This window comes from Limosilactobacillus pontis (genome assembly GCF_002940945.1).
In the GTDB taxonomy this organism is placed as follows: Bacteria; Bacillota; Bacilli; order Lactobacillales; family Lactobacillaceae; genus Limosilactobacillus; species Limosilactobacillus pontis_A.
On sequence record NZ_PNFV01000004.1, the window covers coordinates 27,464 to 46,586 of the forward strand.

Consider the following 19,123-nt stretch of genomic DNA (forward strand, 5'->3'; position numbering starts at 1 on the left):
AGGCTGAATCTGTGCTAGAAAATCAACGTCGGACAATTGTGACTGGAGCCCTACTGCTCTCCAATATCATGGCTGGGATGGACGGAACGATCGTCAATACTGCCCTGCCAGCGATCACTAGCGATCTACACGCCTTACAATACATGGGCTGGATCGTGGCCACTTTTCTGCTGGGGATGGCGGTGGCCACGCCCCTGTGGAGTAAGTTCGGGGAGCATAAGGGGAACAAGGTTGCCTACATTAGCGCTACGACAATGTTTATGATTGGGGCCATCTTTCAAGGACTGGCGCCCAACATTCTCTGGTTCATCATTGCTCGGACGGTGATGGGAATCGGTGCTGGGGGAATGAATACAATTCCCTTCATCGTCTTTGCGGAGATCTACCAAAACCTGCGGAAGCGGGCCGAGGTGCTGGGGATCTCCAGTGCCTGCTTTGGAACGGCCTCAATCATCGGTCCGTTGCTTGGTGGCTGGCTAGTTGACACCTGGAGTTGGCACTGGGTCTTTTACGTTAACGTGCCGATTGCAATCATCGCGATTACCATCATCTCAATCTTCTATCGGAACTCAGGTCAGCAGGCGGCTGGTAAGCCGGTCGACTACCTTGGTGCCACCCTCCTGGTAACCAGTCTGACTACGATCCTGGTGGCTGTTCAACTGATTGGATCAGTCTCCTGGTTAGTGGTTGGGGTCCTCTTTTTAGTCGGCGTGGGTCTGCTCTGTTGGATGGCCAGGGTCGACAACAGGGCAGCTGACCCAATCGTGCCGAGTCGGCTATTTAAGAACCGGGAGTTGGTGATCGACTTCTCGCTGTTTGTGATTATCTGGGGGTCCTTTATTGCCTTCATCACCTATATTCCGATGTGGGCTCAGGGATTGTTGGGGCTGAGCGCCCTTCTTGGAGGAATGACTCAGATTCCCGGTGCCATCACTAACTTTATCGGTTCCGAGCTGGTGCCATTTCTCCAGGACCGCTGGGGAAAGTACTGGATCGTAACCTGTGGTGCGGCCTCAATCTTCATCGCCTTCCTTGGCATCTGGATTGCCGGTGAGGATGCCCCGTTTTGGCTCTTACTGACAATGGGCGCCTTCGAGGGGATGGGGGTTGGATTAGTCTTCAATATTTTGCAGATTAACGTCCAGACCGATGCCGAGCTACGGGACGTCCCAATTGCTACCTCGATGGGCTATTTGCTGCGGATTCTTAGCCAGACCTTGATGGCGGCTGCCTACGGGGTTATCCTCAATAACCAGTTGTTTAAGGGGGTTCAGCACTCCCATGGCATTACAATGACAATGCTGAATAAGCTGTCAAATGCCGAGACAGCCGGATCGCTACCAAAGGCTTTGGTACCAACAATGCGCAACATCCTATATAACGGTTACCGTGACATTATCATTGCGGCAATCATTCTGATCGTCATCTCACTCCTGATCGTGATTCCGCTGGGTTGGAAGCACCATCTGGCGGCGCAAAAGAATGCATGACAAAAATAACGAGGCTGGGAAATAAGCTTCTCGGCGTCCTGTACGGCTAGCATAGGACGGAGGTTGACGCTGGAGGCGTCGGCCTTCGTTCGTAGCTAGACGCTAAGGACGCGCTTATTTCCCGTAACTACTTTATAATATTCGGAATTGAAAAAGGGGCTGGCGAGAAAACAGAATTTTCTCCCAGCCTCGTTATTTTTTATTATCGGGGTGCTTCCGGTGCCATTCGGCGATCTGCGCCATCCGGGCCTTGAAACGGGGTTCAAAGCCCTGGTCGCCTGGATGATAGAAGTGGCTGCCGGCAAGTTCAGGCGGCATTGTCGTCATGGTCGTTAGTTTGTCCTTGGTATCGTGAGCGTACTGGTAACCTTGACCGTAGTGGAGGTCCTCCATCAGCTTGGTCGGGGCATTACGGATCTGCAACGGTACGGACAGGTTACCGGTCTTCTTGATTGCTGCATGGGCTTCCTGGCGGGCTTGGTAGGCGGCGTTAGACTTGGGAGCAATCGCCAAGTAAATCACGCACTCGGTTAGGTGGACGTCACATTCCGGCATTCCCAGAAATTGACAGGCCTGAAAGGTGTTGATCGCCACGCGAAGTGCATTGGTGTCTGCCAGGCCAATGTCCTCACTGGCAAACCTGACCAGACGTCGAGCGATGTAGAGCGGATCCTCGCCGCCATCGATCATCCGTGAGCACCAGTAAACCGCAGCGTCCACGTCGCTATTGCGCATCGATTTATGAAGGGCCGAGATGATGTTGTAGTGCTCTTCACCGTGCTTATCGTAGCGCAAAGACTTAGTGTTGACCAGCTGGTCGAGGTCGTCAGTGGTGATGGTAACTTCTGTACCCGACCGCTGACTGTTGAGAACTGCCATCTCCAGGGTGTTGAGGGCAATCCTAGCGTCCCCATTGGCAAACTGAGCGATGGTATGGAGCTCGTCAGCTGCACAGTGGATCGTTAATCCAGGGAAACCGGCGGGATGATTAAGGGCCCGGCGCAGGACCTGCTCGACGTCCTCAGTGGTTAGTGACTTGAGGACGAAGACCCGGCAGCGGCTGAGCAGGGCCGCATTGATTTCAAACGACGGGTTTTCAGTTGTAGCTCCGATCAGGGTAATGCTACCGCGTTCGACAAAAGGAAGGAATGCGTCTTGCTGGGCCTTGTTAAACCGATGGATTTCGTCAATGAAGCAGATGGTCCGTTCCCCGTACTCGCGATTCTGATCGGCCTCTTCCATGATCTTACGGATGTCCCGGATGCTAGAGGTTACCGCACTGAAGGTGATAAAATGAGCCTTGGTCTGGTGAGCGATGATTTCCGCTAGTGTTGTTTTACCGATGCCGGGTGGCCCCCAGAAAATCATGGATGAGATCTGGTCGTTTTCAATGATGTCGCGTAGGACTTTTCCCGGCCCAAGCAGGTGGCGCTGCCCGACGAATTCATCGATGGTGGTTGGCCGTACCCGGTTAGCCAGTGGGGTGCTAGCGGCGTTGCCCTGGGCAAACAGTGACTCTTGGTGCATACTTAAAATCTCCTTTGCTCATATTCTAAACTAAATCTTAACAAAATTGTATTATGAAGCGTGTTAGGATAAGGATAAAGATAAAGAGGTTTTAAAGGGGCGGAAGAAATGGAAAAACTCAAACGGTTTCGGGGCGGATTAGCCGGTCGGTTGGTGAATAACTTAAGTAATAGTTTTCGTGATCTGCACCGGTGCGGTGAACACCGTTCCAATAAGGCCACCTTCATTGAGATGGGGATCCAGCTCAGCGGCTTTAAGCACGCCCTTGCTGAACCTGCCGCGTATGACGAGCTGATCCGAACGGCCCGGCAGACTAATGCCCAGCGCTATGAACTGCCACAGGTGACTTTCGATGTTAAATTGCGTCAGCTGAAACACTACCGGATTCCAGTTTACGTTTTAAACGAGCGTGGCATTAACCAGCGGGTGATTGTCTACCTGGCCGGTGGTGCTTACATTCAGCCCGCTGATAAGACTCACTGGCAGTACCTGAACCGCCTGGCCCAGGCAACTGGAGCCCGGATTTACGTTCCGATATACTCCTTGGCCCCCCAGCATAACTTTCGGGCCGCCTACCAGGAGGTTGCCCAACTGTATGGTAACCTCTACCAACAGGCACCGGCGAGCGATATAACCTTAATGGGTGACTCTGCTGGGGCGGGACTGGCATTGGGGTTCAGCGAATATTTAGGCCAGCGAGGTCTGCCTCAGCCTGGCCATTTGATCTTGATCTCGCCGTGGCTGGATCTTGATCTGGCCAACCCAGTGATCGGCCGTTACGAGCATGATGATGTTACCCTGGCCTGCTACGGGTTGCGGCGGATTGCCGACCTGTGGGCGGGCGACACCAATCACCGCGATTACCGATTGAGCCCGTTGGATGGTAATCTGGATCAGCTCTGTGACGTACACGTTTATGCTGGTACCAGGGAGATTATGTATCCTGATGCTGCCCGGTTGGTGGAGCGGCTCAAGAATAGCCGAATTCCGGTGAACTTCACAGTGGGGCGGGGGATGTTCCATATCTACCCACTCTATCCGGTTCCCGAGGCCGATGTTGTGATGAAACAAGTTGTTAAGATTGTGAATAGTTAGGATGGAGTGATTATTTTGACAAAGGTAGCAGTTGTATTTGCACCTGGTTGTGAAGAAGTTGAAGGATTATCGATTATTGATGTGTTGCGGCGCATGGGGATCGAAGCGGCAATGGTAGGACTGGAAGAAATTAAGGTTCCTGGGGCGCACGGGATCGAATTGACCTGTGACCAAACCGTTGATGAACACTTGCTTGATTATGACTTGGTTGCCTTCCCTGGTGGTCGGGGTGGGGCTGAGAAGCTCCGTGACAACAGTCGGCTGGCGGACTTAATGCGTCAGCGAAACCAGCTGGGTAAGTGGAACGCCGCTATGTGTGCAGCACCGATTGCCCTGGCTAAGTATGGCCTGTTGGACGGGCGCAACTATACCTGCTTTCCAGGATTCAATGAGGAGGTTGATCGTCTGGCTAAGGATGCCCACTTCAAGGAGACAATCACCGTGGTTGACCCTGCCGGCAAGGTGGTTACAAGCCGCGGCCCGGCTACGGCCCTGGCCTTTGCCTATCAGATTGCTGAGGTCCTTGGATATGATACTAAACAGATCAAGCATGAGATGCTCTATGACTATTTAATGGACCAGCGTTAAAAGTTACTAAAAGGAGCGGCACGTTTGTAAAAGCGTGCCGCTCCTTTTATCATCTTAATCAAAACAAGCCAGTGCAACTGAATAGTTGGCACCGACTTGTTCGTAAACTAATTCTTGTTCAGCCAGAAGAAGAAAAGGTGGCGGTTCTGTTGATCGACTCGTTGGTTGACGACGCTGACTAGAATCAGCATGGTGGCGATCAGGGAATTCTTCTTCCGGTAGGCAATATAGCGTGGATACCAGACTGAAGCGTACTTATCTTTGTAACGACGCAGACCCTGGAAGCCGTAGAGGTGGTAGCCATACTCATAGATGAAGTGAGCCGCCTTTTCTTCGATGAAGCTGAATTGGTACTCGCCAACGTTGGAAAGGGGCGCCATCCCAAGGTCAAAGTAGGTGTAGCCGTTCTTCTGACCGTACTGGTACATGCTGATGAAGATTTTATCCATGATCCCGGACGGGGCATCCTTGCTGTGCCGCATCAGGTCAATGGTTAAAATTTCCTTGCCACCGGTTGGCATGAAGGTCGCAAAGGCAACCATCTTGCCATTTTGGTCGCGAACGACACCAACCGGGGCCTGGTTAATGTAGTAAGGATCAAAGAAACCTAGGGAGAATCCCTTCTCAACCTGAGCGCCCAACCAGCTGTCTGAGACTCGCTTCAGTTCGGCCAATTGATCGGAAGTAAACGGCGGCTGTTCAACAGTGAAGGTGTAACCTTCCCGGTCAAACTTGTGCATTAGTGCTCGTTGTGAACGTTGCTTCTTCCCGGCCAAAGTAAAGTCGGCAAGTTTGACTAAGCCAGTTTCCCCAGTCTTGATGAAGTCAAAGCCAAACTCGTGCAAGAGGAGGGTGACCTCACTGGAGACCTCATAGAAGACCAACTGGTAGTCATACTTATCCGCCGTCCGGATGAATTGCCGGAAGGCTGGGCGCCAGACATCCTTGTTGCCGATCGGGTCGCCCATCACGACGAGACGGTCGTTTTTCTTACGGTACATGAAGAAGAGCTGGTCATGCTTGTCTTCCTGATAGTAGTAAATTGCCTTATCCCTTAAGAATGCTAGGTGGCTGGTGGAGGACCCACCGAATTCGTTGATTACGCCTCGTACCCGATCGGCATCAAAATTGTGGACTACGTTGAAGGGATCCCGGCCATATGTGAAGTAGCGTAGGATCAGTAATATCAGGATCAATCCGAGGAATAGGCCGATTAATCCGGAGAACCAGACACTTTCACCGGGGAAGAAGAGAAAGTCAGGGATATGGTGCTTGCTGATGTACTGTGGCGTGTTGATTACCCCGACAATTACGTAGAGGATGAAACTGCCGACGAAAATAATCCCATCAATCATAAATTTACCGACGGAGTACTGGAGTTTCTCTCGGTAGAGGACGTGACGAGACATTAACACGAGGAGCAAGACGATAACCAGGTAAATGGTCAAACCAAGTGTTCCTAAGTTCCAGATGGTGTTGACAATTCCAATCAACAGCAAGATCAAGGTCGGCCAGTAAGCTTTTTTGACCTTAGCCTGAAGTCCCCGAGCGCAAGCCAGCATAGCAACCGCAAACAGGATTGTGGTCATTTGGTGGAGGAAGAAGAAGGTGTAGGGATAGAGACGCTGGATGAGCTTGTTCTGGCTGGTCAGATCCGGCACTGAAGCAGTCAGCAGCATCAGAATTCCAGAGATATACATGAAGGCGGTGATCAAGAAGTAGGCTGTTTTGCGTACCATCATCACCGGTAGGCCGTCAAAAAATTCGTTAACTTGTTCGGCCAGGTTGTGTAGGAACATGACTGCTGCCAGGATTAACGGAACGATGTAGTAGAAAATCCGGAAGAGTAGCAGCCAGATGATAATAGTTGTCTGCGGTACCCCGAGAAGGGATAGTTCAAAGATCATCATAATGTCGAAGGAACCCAACGCACCAGGGATCATGGAGATAACCCCGAGAACTTGGGCGACGACGTAAAGGGGCAAGACACTGATCAGGTTGTCACGTACTCCGAGACACCAGCCAACCAGCAGGAAGAAGAGGGCTACGAAAAGCCATTCAAAGGTTGAGCTGGTGACAATGAAGGCTTCTAAACGGGGTGTAATATCCTTGAAGATGTTACTGTTATAGATCTGGGTGATGAAGAAGACAATTGGGAAGTAGAGCCCACCAGCAATTAACCAAATTGCATATTGGTTGAAATGACCGCCTTCGTGAAAGCCAAACATGATAATCAGAGCGACCCAGCAGAGAACCGATAGTCCGGATAGCAGGAAGATGGCAATCTTTGAGATTGCTAGCAGGATTTCCTTTTTGCTGGCATTTTTGCGGTAAAAATAGGCCCGTAGTGACGATCCAAGCAGGCCCCCAAAGCCCGCAATGTTGGTTAGTGTATTGGTGATCCATCCGCAACGAACTATGTAGGATCGCTTAAATTTCCCGGGTAATAATCGGGTAACCGCAAAGTCATAACCGAGCATTGGGATCACGGCGATGCATCCGGCCACTGCCAGTAGCAGGATCTGCTCCCAGGTAAGGCCGGCGAGGCCAACGCCTACTTTATGCCAATCGACGGTCTTAAAAAAGTTACCGAGTGCATGGACGACAAACACAAGAACTGAGGTCACAAACAGTAGCTTGATGATTCGCGAGTACTTTTCCCACCAGGATTCCAAATGTCTACCTAGTGATTTCATTAAAACTCCTCCTTAGATTAGATAGCTAACGTAATTATTATAAGCCATTTACCAGATCGTCGGGGAGACAATGCTAAATTAGTGGTTGACGGTTGAAGTAATTTCACGTATACTCATAGATGTTGTCAAATGGTCCGTTGGTCTAGTTGGTTTAGGACGCATCCCTGTCACGGATGAGATCACGAGTTCGAGTCTCGTACGGACCGTCGTTAAAAAGTTGAGTCAGTTGACTCAACTTTTTTTGTATGCAAAATGAGGAGGCAAATAATGGAAGCAAGTTGGCAGTACACGGGTACCGAGCCGATCAAAATCAAGAAGTTCTTACAGTCGTTAGGAATGGGGCACCGTCTCTTTAACGATATCAAGAAGGGGCAGGGGGAGTTCCTGGTTGATCACCGTCCGGTTCGACCAACCACCAAAATTCTGCCCAATCAGCCGCTGACAATCAGAGTCAATCCTGAACCAGCTGATCCGACGGTGGCGGTTAGTCACGATCCATTGCAGGTTGTTTACGAAGACGATAATTGGATGGTCATTGATAAGCCAGCCGGGGTAACCTCAATCCCGGGACCCAGCGTGACTAACGGAACGATTCTAAACCGGGTCACTGGCTACCTGCTTGACCAGCAGTCTTCTGACCAACGGCCTCACCTGATTACTCGGCTTGATCGTGATACTGGCGGCCTTTTGCTGGTAGCTAAGCACCATGTTGCTTCAAGTATGATCAGTCAGCAGGTTCAGCAACACCAAATGGTGAAGGAGTACACGGCCTTGGTGGGCGGCCATCTCACTAAAGATCATGGAATTATTGATAAGCCAATTGCTCGTGTGGCCGGTCAGGTCCAGCGAGTGGTGTCTGCCGAGGGTCAGCCAGCATCAACCGAATACTGGGTAGAGGCCGAGGGGACAGGCTGGACCCGCATTCGCGTTCGTCTACATACCGGTCGAACTCACCAGATTCGGGTTCACTTTGCCGCAATTGGCCATCCCTTACTTGGTGATGCCCTCTATGGCGGCGATACCAGTCAGGGTGACCACCAATTGCTTCACGCCAGTCGTCTGGCTTTTCGTGATCCATTTAGCCAGCGTCGGCTCAGCTTTACTTCTCCGCTGCCAGCATCTTTTACGAAAATTATGATATAGATGGGATAGGACTATCTTACTAGTTCATTTTCATCCCCCTTACAAGCACGAAGAGGCCTCCAGTGTTCGGAAGATCCGAATACTGGAGGCCTTTTGTGTACTGTGTTGTTTCATTTATCTACGTTGGTAAGTTACTTCAATAAGGCTCGAACCATCTTGGCCTGGAACTCTTGTTCAGCCTGCTGGGCGACAGTTCTGATCTGGGCAGCAGTCATGTGCGGGTTCTTAACCATAGCGGCTTGAACCCGGCCGGTAACGTAGGCCTGTCCCTGCTGACGGGCCATTGCTTGGGCCTGTTGACCAGCTGGTGACTTGGCACGAGCCTGCAGCTGCTTTGCTTGTTTGGTAGTTAACAGGACATAGGCCCGTGGGTATTCCAAAGTATTGGTCCGCTTGACCAGCGTACCATCCATCCCGGACCAGGCATAGAGAATCTTATAAAAGTTATTCTTGAATCGCCAGCGAGTTGTGGTGGTCACAAGCCGGGGAGTGCCGGACTGCTTCCACTTGACCTGACTGTGGGTATATTCGTTGGCTTGGGTGTGGCTTGGCTTAGTCTGGGTCGGCTTGGCCTTGTAAATGTAGACGTCATCCTTGCCACTAGTACCAACCGGCTGGTAAAGGGCCAGCGGCATTTTAGCGTTAACTGGATAGATCCGACGGCTGGTGGTTGTAGTGACCTGGTGCATACCGAAGTGGTGGCTATAGTTGAGGGTCATCAAGGCTGTTGAGCCGATGAAGACCAGGCCGGTGATGGTTGCCAGGATAATACGGGGAATCCGTCCTTGAACAAACATGATACTGAGGAAGAAGCAGACAGCTCCGAGGAAGGTTAAGATAATAACCATTAATTAGCACCTCCCTTATCGTTGAGGATATCTTCACTGTCGATCCGCTGGTGAATCCCATTACCAGGGGTGACAAAGAAGGTCAGAAGTAGCCCCAGAAAGGCGAAAGCGATGGCAAACCAGAAGGCGGCGTGGTAGCCCATCAGGGTAGCGTCAAACATCTTGGCCTTATATTGTAGTGGGGACTGGGCCAACAGGGCGTGCCCCGGTTTATGACTGTTGGTGATGTTGGTCAAAACTGAGATCATAATCGCCGTTCCGACCGAGGTAGCCACCTGTCGGATGGTGTTGTTGACTGCGGTTCCGTGAGAGATTAGCTGGTAGGGCAGGGAGTTCATCCCGGCGGTTGTTACCGGCATCATGACCATTGAGATCCCAAACATCCGGACCGCATAGAGAAAAACGATATCGATGGTTGGGGTGTCGCGGGTGATGAAGGCAAAGGGCAGGGTTCCGACACAGAGGATAAACATCCCGGTAACGGCCAGCCGCTTGGCCCCATAGCGGTCAAAGAGATTCCCGGTGATTGGACTCATCAATCCCATAAAAATGGCCCCAAAGAGCAGGGTCAGTCCGGAGTGGAAAGCTGACATTCCGTGAATGATCTGCAGGTAAAGCGGGATGACTAATTCGACACCGACCATCGCCATCATAACGATGGAACTGAGGGCGGTAGCGAGGGTAAATTCACCGCTCTCAAAAACCTTGAATTCTAGGAATGGTTCATCCAGCTTGCCCTGACGCCAAACCAAGATCGCAACCAGAATAGCGCCGACGATGATGGTCGTAATTACTACTGGGTTGGTCCATCCTTTATCACCGACGCTGGAGAAACCGTAGAGCATACTACCGAAGCCCAGTGTTGAGATGGCGACGGACAACCAGTCGAGGTGGGGACGTCGATTCGGGATAACGTTCTTGACGAGAGCAAAGCTGGCCAAGATAACCGCCGCAGCGATCGGGACAATCATTCCGAACAACCACCGCCAGCTGAAGTTATCGATGACCCATCCGGACAAGGTTGGGCCGATTGCTGGAGCCAGGCCGATCACCAGACCGTTGATTCCCATGGCGGCACCACGCTTCTCAGGCGGGTAAATGGTCAGCATGATATTTTGCATTAGTGGCATGTTGATCCCAACACCGACTGCCTGAATGAGTCGTCCCACGAGCAGGACAGCAAAGGACGGGGCTAGCCAGGATAGGATGGTCCCAACCTCAAAGGTAGACATCGCGAGGATGAATAGCAGCTTGGTATTGAAGCGGCTACTCAGGTAGGCACTGACCGGGATCATAATCCCGTTGACCATTAGGAAGCCAGTGGTCAGCCATTGAACCGTGGAAGTGCTAATATTAAAGGCATTCATCAATGCTGGAAAAGCGGTTGATAGGATTGTCTGGTTTAGAATCGTACAAAAAGCCCCGATCAAGAGGACCAGGACCATCAGACTACGATTATAAGGTTTACCAGTGATATCAACCGCTTGATTATTGTGATTCACAAGTAAGGACCCCTTTTCGCAAAAATAAGTAATGTGAAAAATATAATACAATCGGCTATCTTTGTCAAATAATTTGACAAAGATAGCCGATTAAATAATAATAATAGGATCAGCAGAAAACGGAGGGAATATTATGGATGCATTGGGAAAACAATTCCGCGAAATCTTTAAGAGCGACGATATCAAGATTGGTATGAGTGAGTTAGCCAAGGTAACCGGGGTATCTTCGAGCCAGATACGCTATTGGGAGCGTAAGGGTTACATTCACTCGCAGCAGGACCAGCAGAACAAAAACCACCACTTTAGTCTGATGACGGCTTACCAGGTACGGATCATCAAGTTTTACCTCGACCAGGGCTACACTCTGCAAGTAGCTGTCCAGAAGGAGCGGGAACGGCGGGCTCTCGGAAAGGTTTTTCGCCACTTTATAAGCGATCGAATTCAGGGGATCGAGCAGGATAGTGATGGAGATGGTCTGGTTCGGCTAGGGAAACTTGACGACGACCCGACCAGAGAGGTTTATGCCAGAGTCGACAAGAACGGTCAGACGACCCTGCATCTGCGGGTGGTCCAGGAAGACTAGTTAACCTGACCGGATTATTGTGGTATGGTGTAATTGAGTATTTATTTTTTACATGAAAGGGACGAGTTTTGTGAGTGAAGAAGGATTACGTTATTCTGACCTGAGCGCCACAGCCCAGGAGCATGCCTTGAAGTCGTTTATCAATTACTACGTTAAGCAGTACCGGCAGGGAAACCTGGAGATCTTGGGGGCCAAGGTTTCCAACGGAGTCATGGGCACGATCAATGAAACACTCAACCTGAATAAATTCATGGACCACAGTGCATTGGTTGCCGAAAGCTATCGCCTATCCAAGAGCGCCTATGTTGAGATTATGAAGCAGCTTACTGATGTACGATACCAAGAGGACGGTGAACCGGTCGTGGACTGGGATGCTGCTTGGGAGAAGCAGGAAGAACAATTACCAAGTGAGGACTAACTTGAATCTATCATTAGAGACCGCGAAATAGTTTCGCGGCCTTTTTTATTGTCCTGGTTTTCAGACTTGTGGTAAAATAAATACAGTTTTACGTACGGATAAAATTAACCCAAAATAAGAAAACTGAATAAATGTTAGCCGTCCTTGCTGACCTGCAAACGGTTCTTTTGGCTTACTTATTTTCCGTTAGTATAGTCACGCTAAAAATAGAAAAGGAAAGGTATTATGGCAAAGTTAAAAATTAAGAATAACGAAGTTGCCTTTTTCGCCATGGGTGGCCTTGGTGAAATTGGTAAGAACATGTACTGTGTCCAGTTCCAAGATGAGATCATCATTATTGACTGTGGGGTACTCTTCCCGGAAGACGAGCTTCTCGGGGTTGATTACGTTATCCAGAATTATGACTACTTGATTGAGAATAAGGATAAGATCAAGGGGATCTTCATCACCCACGGCCACGAAGACCACATTGGTGGATTGCCCTTCTTCCTCCAAAAGGTAAATGTGCCAATTTACGCAACGCCATTTGCGATGTCCTTGATCAAGGGTAAACTGGACGAGAAACATCTCCTGCGAAGTGCCGAGCTGCACGAGATCGACGAGTTCGATGAAGTCCACTTTAAGAAGCTTTGGGTCAGCTTCTTCCGGACAACCCACTCTATCCCCGACACGATTGGGGTGGCGGTTCACACACCGCAAGGGACGATTGTTCAGACTGGAGACTTTAAGTTTGACCTGACTCCGGTTGGCCACTTACCGGGTCCCAACCTCCAGCAGATGGCCAAGTTGGGCTCGGATGGAGTTCTGTTGCTGACGTCCGACAGTACTAACGCCGAACGACCGCAATTCACCAAGTCAGAACGGTGGGTTGATATTCATATTCGTCGGATCTTTGAGCGGATCAAGGGACGAATTATTTTCGCCTCCTTTGCTTCCAACGTTTACCGACTGCGTGAAGCTTCAGATGCCGCTATTGCCCAGGGCCGCAAAATTGCCGTCTTTGGCCGTAGCATGGAGAATGCTATTGCCGCGGGTCAGGAGCTCGGCTACTTGAATATTCCCAAGGATTCTTTGATCGATCAGAATGAGATTAACAACTACCCACCGGAGAAGGTTCTGATCATGTGTACCGGATCCCAGGGTGAACCGATGGCTGCATTGAGTCGGATCGCTAACGGAACCCACCGTCAGATCTCAATCCAGCCCGGCGATACTGTGGTCTTTTCCAGTAATCCAATTCCAGGAAACACCACTAGTGTTAACGCTCTGATTAACAAGTTGGAAGAAAACGGTGCCGCGGTTATCCACGGTTACGTCAACAACATCCACACCTCTGGGCATGGTGGTCAGATTGATGAAGAATTTATGTTACGGCTGATGAAGCCAAAGTTCTTCGCCCCAGTCCATGGCGAGTACCGGATGCAGAAGATCCACACTAAGTTGGCACAGATGACTGGGGTGCCAAAGGAAAACTGTTTCATTCTCGAAAACGGGGATGTTCTGGCCCTGACCAAGGACTCCTGCCGTCTGGCTGATCATATTGACAGCGTCGCAGACGTCTACATTGATGGCCGGGATGCCGGTGACACCGTTGGTAATCCAGAGATTCGCGAGCGGCGGCTGCTTTCCGAAGAAGGGGTCGTAACCGCCATTGCCGTGGTGGATCTCAAGGACTATCAGATTGTGGCTGGCCCTGACATTGTTTCTCGGGGATTTGTCTACATGCACGAATCCCAGGAGCTGATTAAGGCCGCTAATCATGAGGTCTTCTGGGCAATTCTGAATACCTTCAAGAATCACAAGGTAGTTGACCAGCGGGCGTTGAACCGGACAATTGTCAGTCGATTGCAAAAGCTGCTCTTTGATCGAACCGGCCGAAAACCGGTGATCATTCCAATGATTACCATTTTGAATGGTGATCATCGGGCCGAAAACCACCACTACCGCCATTCTAACCGAAAGGGCGGCCAACATACGGGTAAAAAGGAACATCAGGGCAATAACCACAGTGAAAATCACCAACACCGTTCCCGTAACCATCATAATAAGAAACACGAACAGGAAACGCCGGTTGCCAGCAAGTAACCGGTAGGTCAAAGGTTTGCAATTGCTATTTTGACAATTGCGAACCTTTTTTCGTCTTTTCATTAAATAAGTGCCGCTTTTCTGGTATTATCGAGGGGAGCAATTATTATTTTGTAACCTATTTTTAGAGAGGAAGGTACTCCAGATGTCTGGAAGTGATTACCTAAAAATCTGGTACCGAGTGCAGATCGGTGCCACCTTACTAATTCTCGCCATGATGATGATCCGGAACTATGAGTTTAATCGTCACCGGATTGCGGTTCTGCTCTTGTTTACGGTTGTGATTCTGGCAATCGCTCTGGTGGTAGAGCTTTGGGCACAGTTGCCCCTTGCTATCAAGCGGGTCAATGCCTGGCTGCAGGCCCTGACCCAGCCATTGATTTTAATCCTGGCATGGGACGTTATTACCCGGGAAATAATTGTGCTTCTGCACTTGCCGTCTCGGGGGGTAGTAACATTGATGATCGCATACTACTTCATCATGTTTGCCCCGTTTGCCAGTGTGATTGGCAGTCAGTTGACCTCTAGCATTGAACGCTTTATCTTTGTTTTCTGGATGGTGCCGGTTGTTTTCCTGCCCTTGCTGGCCCTGCCAACCGACCTGATTGATAATCACTTTCTGCTGTTAGCCCTATCGACCGGCGCAGTTGGGACGGTGGCCTACTTCATCTTGATAACAACGGCTATGCGAGCCTGGAAGCTATCATGGCCGGGACTGCGGCCACATTGGAGCGGTGATTTCAATTGGTGGATCCTGTTGGGGCTAGTCGTCATCGATCTTCTCTTCACTGGACTCAATATCGGTCAATGGCCGAATCTTCACCTGGCTAGCTGGCACCTCACAATGTCGGCCTTTGAGGCAGGGGTGATGGAGGAAACCCTTTTCCGTTTTGCCATTCTGGGGATCCTCTTCGCTGCCTGGCGAAACGTTAAGCAGCGTTTGCCTCTGGCAATTGTTACCAGTGCCCTGTTGTTTGGCCTGGTTCACCTGTCCAACGCCATGTTGCAACATTGGGATATGACAATTCTCCAGGCAGTCAGCGCCTTTTCCTTGGGGCTATTTTTCGCTGTGGTCTACGTCTACACTGGCCAGCTCTGGTTGACGATGGTGATGCACGGTTTGCTGGATTGGACGAGTTTCGTTGTAACCGGGAGTGACCTTATGAAAGGGACCACGAATTGGACTGACTGGGTTAGCGTAATCCTGGAACTGGTTGTCTTTGCAGGTATCGCTGCTTGGATGATGTTTGGCCAGCGGCGCAAGGTCATGGAACGTCACGTTGCCCGTCTGACAGGTGAGCATCAGCACTTCGGATTCATGGTGCGTTACTAATCTGAGTAATTTAGGCAAAAAACAACCACCCACGTCGATTTCGACGGGGTGGTTGTTTTTTATAGAACCGCCACTAGGCGAGGTGACGATGCAGGTAGTCTGCCAATAATGATAGGGAATAACAGACGATAAAGTAGAGGATCGCCAGGGCCACGAACATCGGAATAATGTAATTGGTGTTCTGTCCATAGATGATCTGAGCATGGTACATCAGTTCCGGCAGGACGATGATCGTTGCCAAGGACGTGTCCTTGACCAGTGAAATGAACTGGCTGACCAGGGCCGGGGTCATGTTCTTGATTGCCTGGGGGAGGACAATGATCCGCAAGGCCTGCCAACGGGTCAGACCATTGGCCAGGGCCCCCTCCGTTTGGCCCTTGTCGATCGAGTTGATACCGGAGCGGACAATTTCGGCGACCATGGCTGACTCGAAGATCGACATTGCCATGATAGCGGCCGGGATAATTTCAGGCTTGATTCCAATATTGGGCAAGCCAAAGTAGGTGAAGAAAATAATTAGCAGGAGAGGTAGGTTTCGGATGATGTCGATGATGAAACCGACAATTGCCGAGATATACTTAATCTTTTCGTAACGGATTATCCCCAATAGGGTACCGACGATGAAACTGATCACGATCGACGCCACGGAAATTTCAATAGTGATCCACAGCCCCTGCAAGAGGAAGCGGACATTGATCCAGGAATAAGCATCAATAAAATTTTGCATACTCAATCACCTCCTAGGCCAGTTTCTTTTCCAGATGCCGCATGTAGTAGCTGAGCGGCAACGTGATGATCAGATACATGACTCCAACAATGAAATAGGTTGGAATCGTTTGTAGGGTGTCGTTGGCAATCAGGTTCCCCTGGTACATCAGGTCGAACCCGGCCACGAAGGCCAGTACCGATGAGTTCTTAACCAGGTTAATGAACTGGTTGCCCAGCGGTGGAATCACAACTCGGAAAGCCTGCGGGAGGATGATGTAGCGCATTGCCTGGTGGTAGGTCATTCCGTTGGAGAGGGCTCCTTCCAGCTGACCACCCTCGACAGAGTTAATTCCGGACCGGACAGTCTCCGCAATGAAGGCGGAAGTATAGAGGGTCAACCCAATCGTTCCGGCTGTGAAACCGTTGATCTTAGCGATGTACATCGGAACAATCAGGAAGAAGGCCATTGTGATGACCAGCAGGGGGATGTTCCGAAAGACCTCAACGTAGACCTTTCCGATGACCCGCAGGACCCGATTTTGTGAGATTTCGAGAAGTGCAAAGAGTGTTCCAATGATTAGGCTGCCGACAAGGGCGATGATGCTACAGAGGATGGTGTTCCAGAGGCCCATTAACAACGGCTGCCATTGTGTTGCAATTAAGTTAGCCATTAGCGTTTCATCTCCTGATAATTAAAGCCTTTAACGTTACCGAACCACTTGAGAAGGAGACGGTTGTAAGTACCGTCTCGTTCAACTTCCTTCAGGGCCCAGTTCAGTTTGTTACGGAAACGCGCCTGGTTTTTGTTGACAGCGATTCCGTAGGGTTCTTTGGTGAAGTTACCGCCGACGACTTCGTATCCGGGGTTCTCGGCAGCCATCCCGTACAAGATTCCATTATCGGTGGTTAGGGCGTCACCCTGCTTCGACTTGAGGGCTGTCATCGCCTGCGCATAGTCAGAGAGCTGAAGGACTCGAGCCCTGGGTGCATGTTTGGCAACGTTCTTAACTGAATTGGATCCAGAGACCCCAAGGACGACTTTGCCGGGCTGATTTAGGTCGTGAATGTTTTTGATTGGGCTGCCTTTCTTGACTAGCAGAGACTGACCGGCGTCAAAATAGGAGTGGGTAAAGTCGACCTGCTTTTCTCGCTCTGGCGTGATTGTCATGGTGGCCATGATAGCATCGATGTTTCCGTTCTTCAGCAGGGGTACCCGGGTACCACTGGTGACGGGAACGAAGACGCATTTACCATTGGGACCGAGGATCTTCTTGGTCATTGCCTTAGCCAGGTCAATTTCAAATCCTTCCAACTTACCGGTCCGAATATTTTCTAGGCCAAACAAGCGGGTATCGGACTTAACCCCCCAGGTGATCTGTTTACTTTGTTCATCACGGGCTAGTACATCCTGTTTAGCCACAGATTGTCCACAGGCCGACAGGGTCAGGAGCATTGCAGCTAGCAGGGTTCCTAGTCCTAATAAGTGCCATAATCTTTTCATGACGAGGCCTCCTTTAGATGATGTGTCCGCTGATCTTACTCATAAACTCCTGGGCCCGCTTAGTACTTGGCTGTTGACCAAAAAACTTGGCGGTTGTGTCATCTTCGAGAATCTGGCCGTCTGCCATGAAGATGACCCGGTCGGCAACGGCACGGGCAAAGCTCATTTCGTGGGTGACTACCAGCATCGTCATGTTAGAGTTTTCAGCAATATCCTTCATGACGTCGAGGACATCATCAATCATCTCAGGGTCCAGGGCGCTGGTTGGTTCATCGAAGAGCAGGCACTTTGGCTTCATTGCCAGACTGCGGGCGATGGCAATCCGTTGTTTCTGCCCCCCGGAAAGCTGAGCTGGCATATTATCTGCCTTGCTGGCTAAGCCAACCTTATCCAGAAGCTTCATTGCCAGTTCGCGATTTTCGTCCTCGGGTCGTTTGAGGACGATCCGTGGGGCGAGCATGATGTTTTCGATGACAGATTTATTATTATAGAGGTTGAAGTGTTGGAAGACCATTCCGACCTCACGCCGAATCTTATTGATATTGGTCTTCTTGTCCGACAGGTCATACCCATTGACAATCAGCTGACCGGACTGAATCGGGTCGAGACCGTTAATAGTCCGGATCAAAGTACTTTTTCCAGAGCCGGATGGTCCGATCAGGACAACCGTCTCTCCGCTATCAATTGTGAGGTTGATGTTTTTCAGTGCATGAAACTTACCATAATACTTTTCTACGTTATGGAATTCGATCATTGACATAGGTATACTCCCCAATCCATATAAACTTAGTTATGGCCTCAATACGGGCATAATCCCCTTAATTATAAATCTCATGGGAGAGGGCGTCAAAAGTAAATTTCATGCTAATTTTATAAAAAGTCTGATCAAGAAGACTTTTGTTTTAGGATAGCCAAAAATAATTATTTACAAACCGCAGATAAGTAGTAACATAGGGAGTGTAATTTAACGAAGACGAGCGCGAAATGCTTTCATCGTTAAATGAGAACATAGAGAGGGGTATACTAATGTTCGAAATTAAGCCAAAGAAGTTCAAGCGAATCCTCGTTGGGGTTGATGACGCACCGGATGCCCGGGCTGCCTTTGCCTATGCAGTAGACAAGGCTAAGCGTGACGGTTCTGAAATTGGAATTGTTTCTATTTTAGAAACGGGGCATGTCAGCGTCTACCAAATTTTGGATAAGGACTATGTCCACAGTAGTGAAGAAGAATTGCGCAAGCGGATCAACGAATACGTCCAGGCCGCTATCGACTACGGTGTTGACCCGAAGAAGATCACAGCGATTGTCGATCACGGTGAACGGCCAGCTGAACGGATCTGCAACCACGTTATCCCAGCTTTCCAACCGGACTTGCTGGTGGTCGGTTCTATCGGTAAGTGGGGTAACCGCAAGGCCGTTGGTTCCCAGGCTTCTTACATGACCCGTCACGCTGGAACGTCTGTCTTCGTCATCCGGACGACAGCAGTTCAAACATACGAATAAGATTACGCTTGTATTTAGTATTGCGGTGCCCCGTTAGGGTAACATGAAAGAGGCTGAGTTGATGCTCAGCCTCTTTTTCCATACTTATACTATTTTGAATCTT

17 protein-coding genes and 1 tRNA gene are annotated in these 19,123 nt (G+C 50.1%); 10 read left to right on the top strand and 8 right to left on the bottom strand.

The window, feature by feature from the left end; genetic code table 11:
• Positions 1-11 precede the first annotated feature (11 nt).
• A complete protein-coding gene (locus CK797_RS04085) occupies positions 12-1,490 on the top strand; it encodes an MFS transporter (protein ID WP_104688530.1) in 1,479 nt (492 codons plus the stop codon).
• Between the two features lie 192 nt (positions 1,491-1,682).
• Here the strand turns inward: CK797_RS04085 and CK797_RS04090 are convergent, their stop codons facing one another.
• The gene (locus tag CK797_RS04090; protein ID WP_104688531.1) at positions 1,683-3,017 is read right to left on the bottom strand and encodes a replication-associated recombination protein A; all 1,335 of its coding nucleotides are present in this window, start codon (positions 3,015-3,017) and stop codon (positions 1,683-1,685) included.
• A gap of 108 nt (positions 3,018-3,125) precedes the next feature.
• Between CK797_RS04090 and CK797_RS04095 the strand changes: the two genes are divergently transcribed.
• Positions 3,126-4,112 carry an alpha/beta hydrolase fold domain-containing protein gene (locus tag CK797_RS04095; protein ID WP_104688532.1) on the top strand — a complete coding sequence of 329 codons (987 nt, stop codon included), beginning with the start codon at positions 3,126-3,128 and terminating at the stop codon, positions 4,110-4,112.
• 15 nt (positions 4,113-4,127) lie between these two features.
• Complete coding sequence (locus tag CK797_RS04100) at positions 4,128-4,700, top strand: DJ-1 family glyoxalase III (protein WP_104688533.1); 573 nt, start codon at positions 4,128-4,130, stop codon at positions 4,698-4,700.
• Between the two features lie 107 nt (positions 4,701-4,807).
• Here the strand turns inward: CK797_RS04100 and mprF are convergent, their stop codons facing one another.
• Complete coding sequence (gene mprF / locus CK797_RS04105) at positions 4,808-7,396, bottom strand: bifunctional lysylphosphatidylglycerol flippase/synthetase MprF (protein ID WP_104688534.1); 2,589 nt, start codon at positions 7,394-7,396, stop codon at positions 4,808-4,810.
• A gap of 131 nt (positions 7,397-7,527) precedes the next feature.
• Between mprF and CK797_RS04110 the strand changes: the two genes are divergently transcribed.
• Together CK797_RS04110 and CK797_RS04115 are read left to right on the top strand one after the other, a co-directional pair.
• Positions 7,528-7,602, top strand: a tRNA-Asp gene (locus CK797_RS04110).
• Between the two features lie 61 nt (positions 7,603-7,663).
• Complete coding sequence (locus tag CK797_RS04115) at positions 7,664-8,539, top strand: RluA family pseudouridine synthase (RefSeq protein ID WP_104688535.1); 876 nt, start codon at positions 7,664-7,666, stop codon at positions 8,537-8,539.
• 131 nt (positions 8,540-8,670) lie between these two features.
• Here the strand turns inward: CK797_RS04115 and CK797_RS04120 are convergent, their stop codons facing one another.
• Complete coding sequence (locus CK797_RS04120; protein WP_104688536.1) at positions 8,671-9,387, bottom strand: DUF4811 domain-containing protein; 717 nt, start codon at positions 9,385-9,387, stop codon at positions 8,671-8,673.
• Entirely contained in the window at positions 9,387-10,832 is a 1,446-nt protein-coding gene (locus CK797_RS04125) for an MDR family MFS transporter (protein WP_104688664.1), read from the bottom strand. Before CK797_RS04125 ends, CK797_RS04120 begins: the two co-directional genes overlap by 1 nt.
• Before the next feature lie 190 nt (positions 10,833-11,022).
• Between CK797_RS04125 and CK797_RS04130 the strand changes: the two genes are divergently transcribed.
• From CK797_RS04130 to CK797_RS04145, 4 genes are all read left to right on the top strand, one after another.
• Positions 11,023-11,472, top strand: coding sequence for a MerR family transcriptional regulator (locus CK797_RS04130; protein ID WP_104688537.1), 450 nt, complete (start codon positions 11,023-11,025; stop codon positions 11,470-11,472).
• Positions 11,473-11,542: 70 nt separating this feature from the next.
• Positions 11,543-11,890 carry a hypothetical protein gene (locus CK797_RS04135; protein WP_104688538.1) on the top strand — a complete coding sequence of 116 codons (348 nt, stop codon included), beginning with the start codon at positions 11,543-11,545 and terminating at the stop codon, positions 11,888-11,890.
• A gap of 225 nt (positions 11,891-12,115) precedes the next feature.
• Positions 12,116-13,975: a ribonuclease J1 gene (rnjA, locus tag CK797_RS04140; RefSeq protein WP_104688539.1), complete on the top strand. Its 1,860-nt coding sequence runs from the start codon at positions 12,116-12,118 to the stop codon at positions 13,973-13,975.
• 145 nt (positions 13,976-14,120) lie between these two features.
• A complete protein-coding gene (locus CK797_RS04145) occupies positions 14,121-15,308 on the top strand; it encodes a CPBP family intramembrane glutamic endopeptidase (protein ID WP_104688540.1) in 1,188 nt (395 codons plus the stop codon).
• Between the two features lie 73 nt (positions 15,309-15,381).
• Here the strand turns inward: CK797_RS04145 and CK797_RS04150 are convergent, their stop codons facing one another.
• From CK797_RS04150 to CK797_RS04165, 4 genes are read right to left on the bottom strand one after another with little or no spacing between them, the layout of a single operon-like run.
• A complete protein-coding gene (locus tag CK797_RS04150; protein WP_104688541.1) occupies positions 15,382-16,035 on the bottom strand; it encodes an amino acid ABC transporter permease in 654 nt (217 codons plus the stop codon).
• 13 nt (positions 16,036-16,048) lie between these two features.
• Positions 16,049-16,687: an amino acid ABC transporter permease gene (locus CK797_RS04155; RefSeq protein ID WP_104688542.1), complete on the bottom strand. Its 639-nt coding sequence runs from the start codon at positions 16,685-16,687 to the stop codon at positions 16,049-16,051.
• The gene (locus CK797_RS04160) at positions 16,687-17,517 is read right to left on the bottom strand and encodes a transporter substrate-binding domain-containing protein (protein ID WP_104688543.1); all 831 of its coding nucleotides are present in this window, start codon (positions 17,515-17,517) and stop codon (positions 16,687-16,689) included. The genes CK797_RS04155 and CK797_RS04160 overlap by 1 nt, the downstream gene beginning before the upstream one ends.
• A gap of 13 nt (positions 17,518-17,530) precedes the next feature.
• Positions 17,531-18,277 carry an amino acid ABC transporter ATP-binding protein gene (locus CK797_RS04165; RefSeq protein WP_104688544.1) on the bottom strand — a complete coding sequence of 249 codons (747 nt, stop codon included), beginning with the start codon at positions 18,275-18,277 and terminating at the stop codon, positions 17,531-17,533.
• A gap of 266 nt (positions 18,278-18,543) precedes the next feature.
• Here CK797_RS04165 and CK797_RS04170 point away from each other — a divergent pair, with 266 nt between their 5' ends.
• Positions 18,544-19,020, top strand: coding sequence for a universal stress protein (locus tag CK797_RS04170; RefSeq protein ID WP_104688545.1), 477 nt, complete (start codon positions 18,544-18,546; stop codon positions 19,018-19,020).
• The last annotated feature ends 103 nt before the right edge of the window (positions 19,021-19,123 follow it).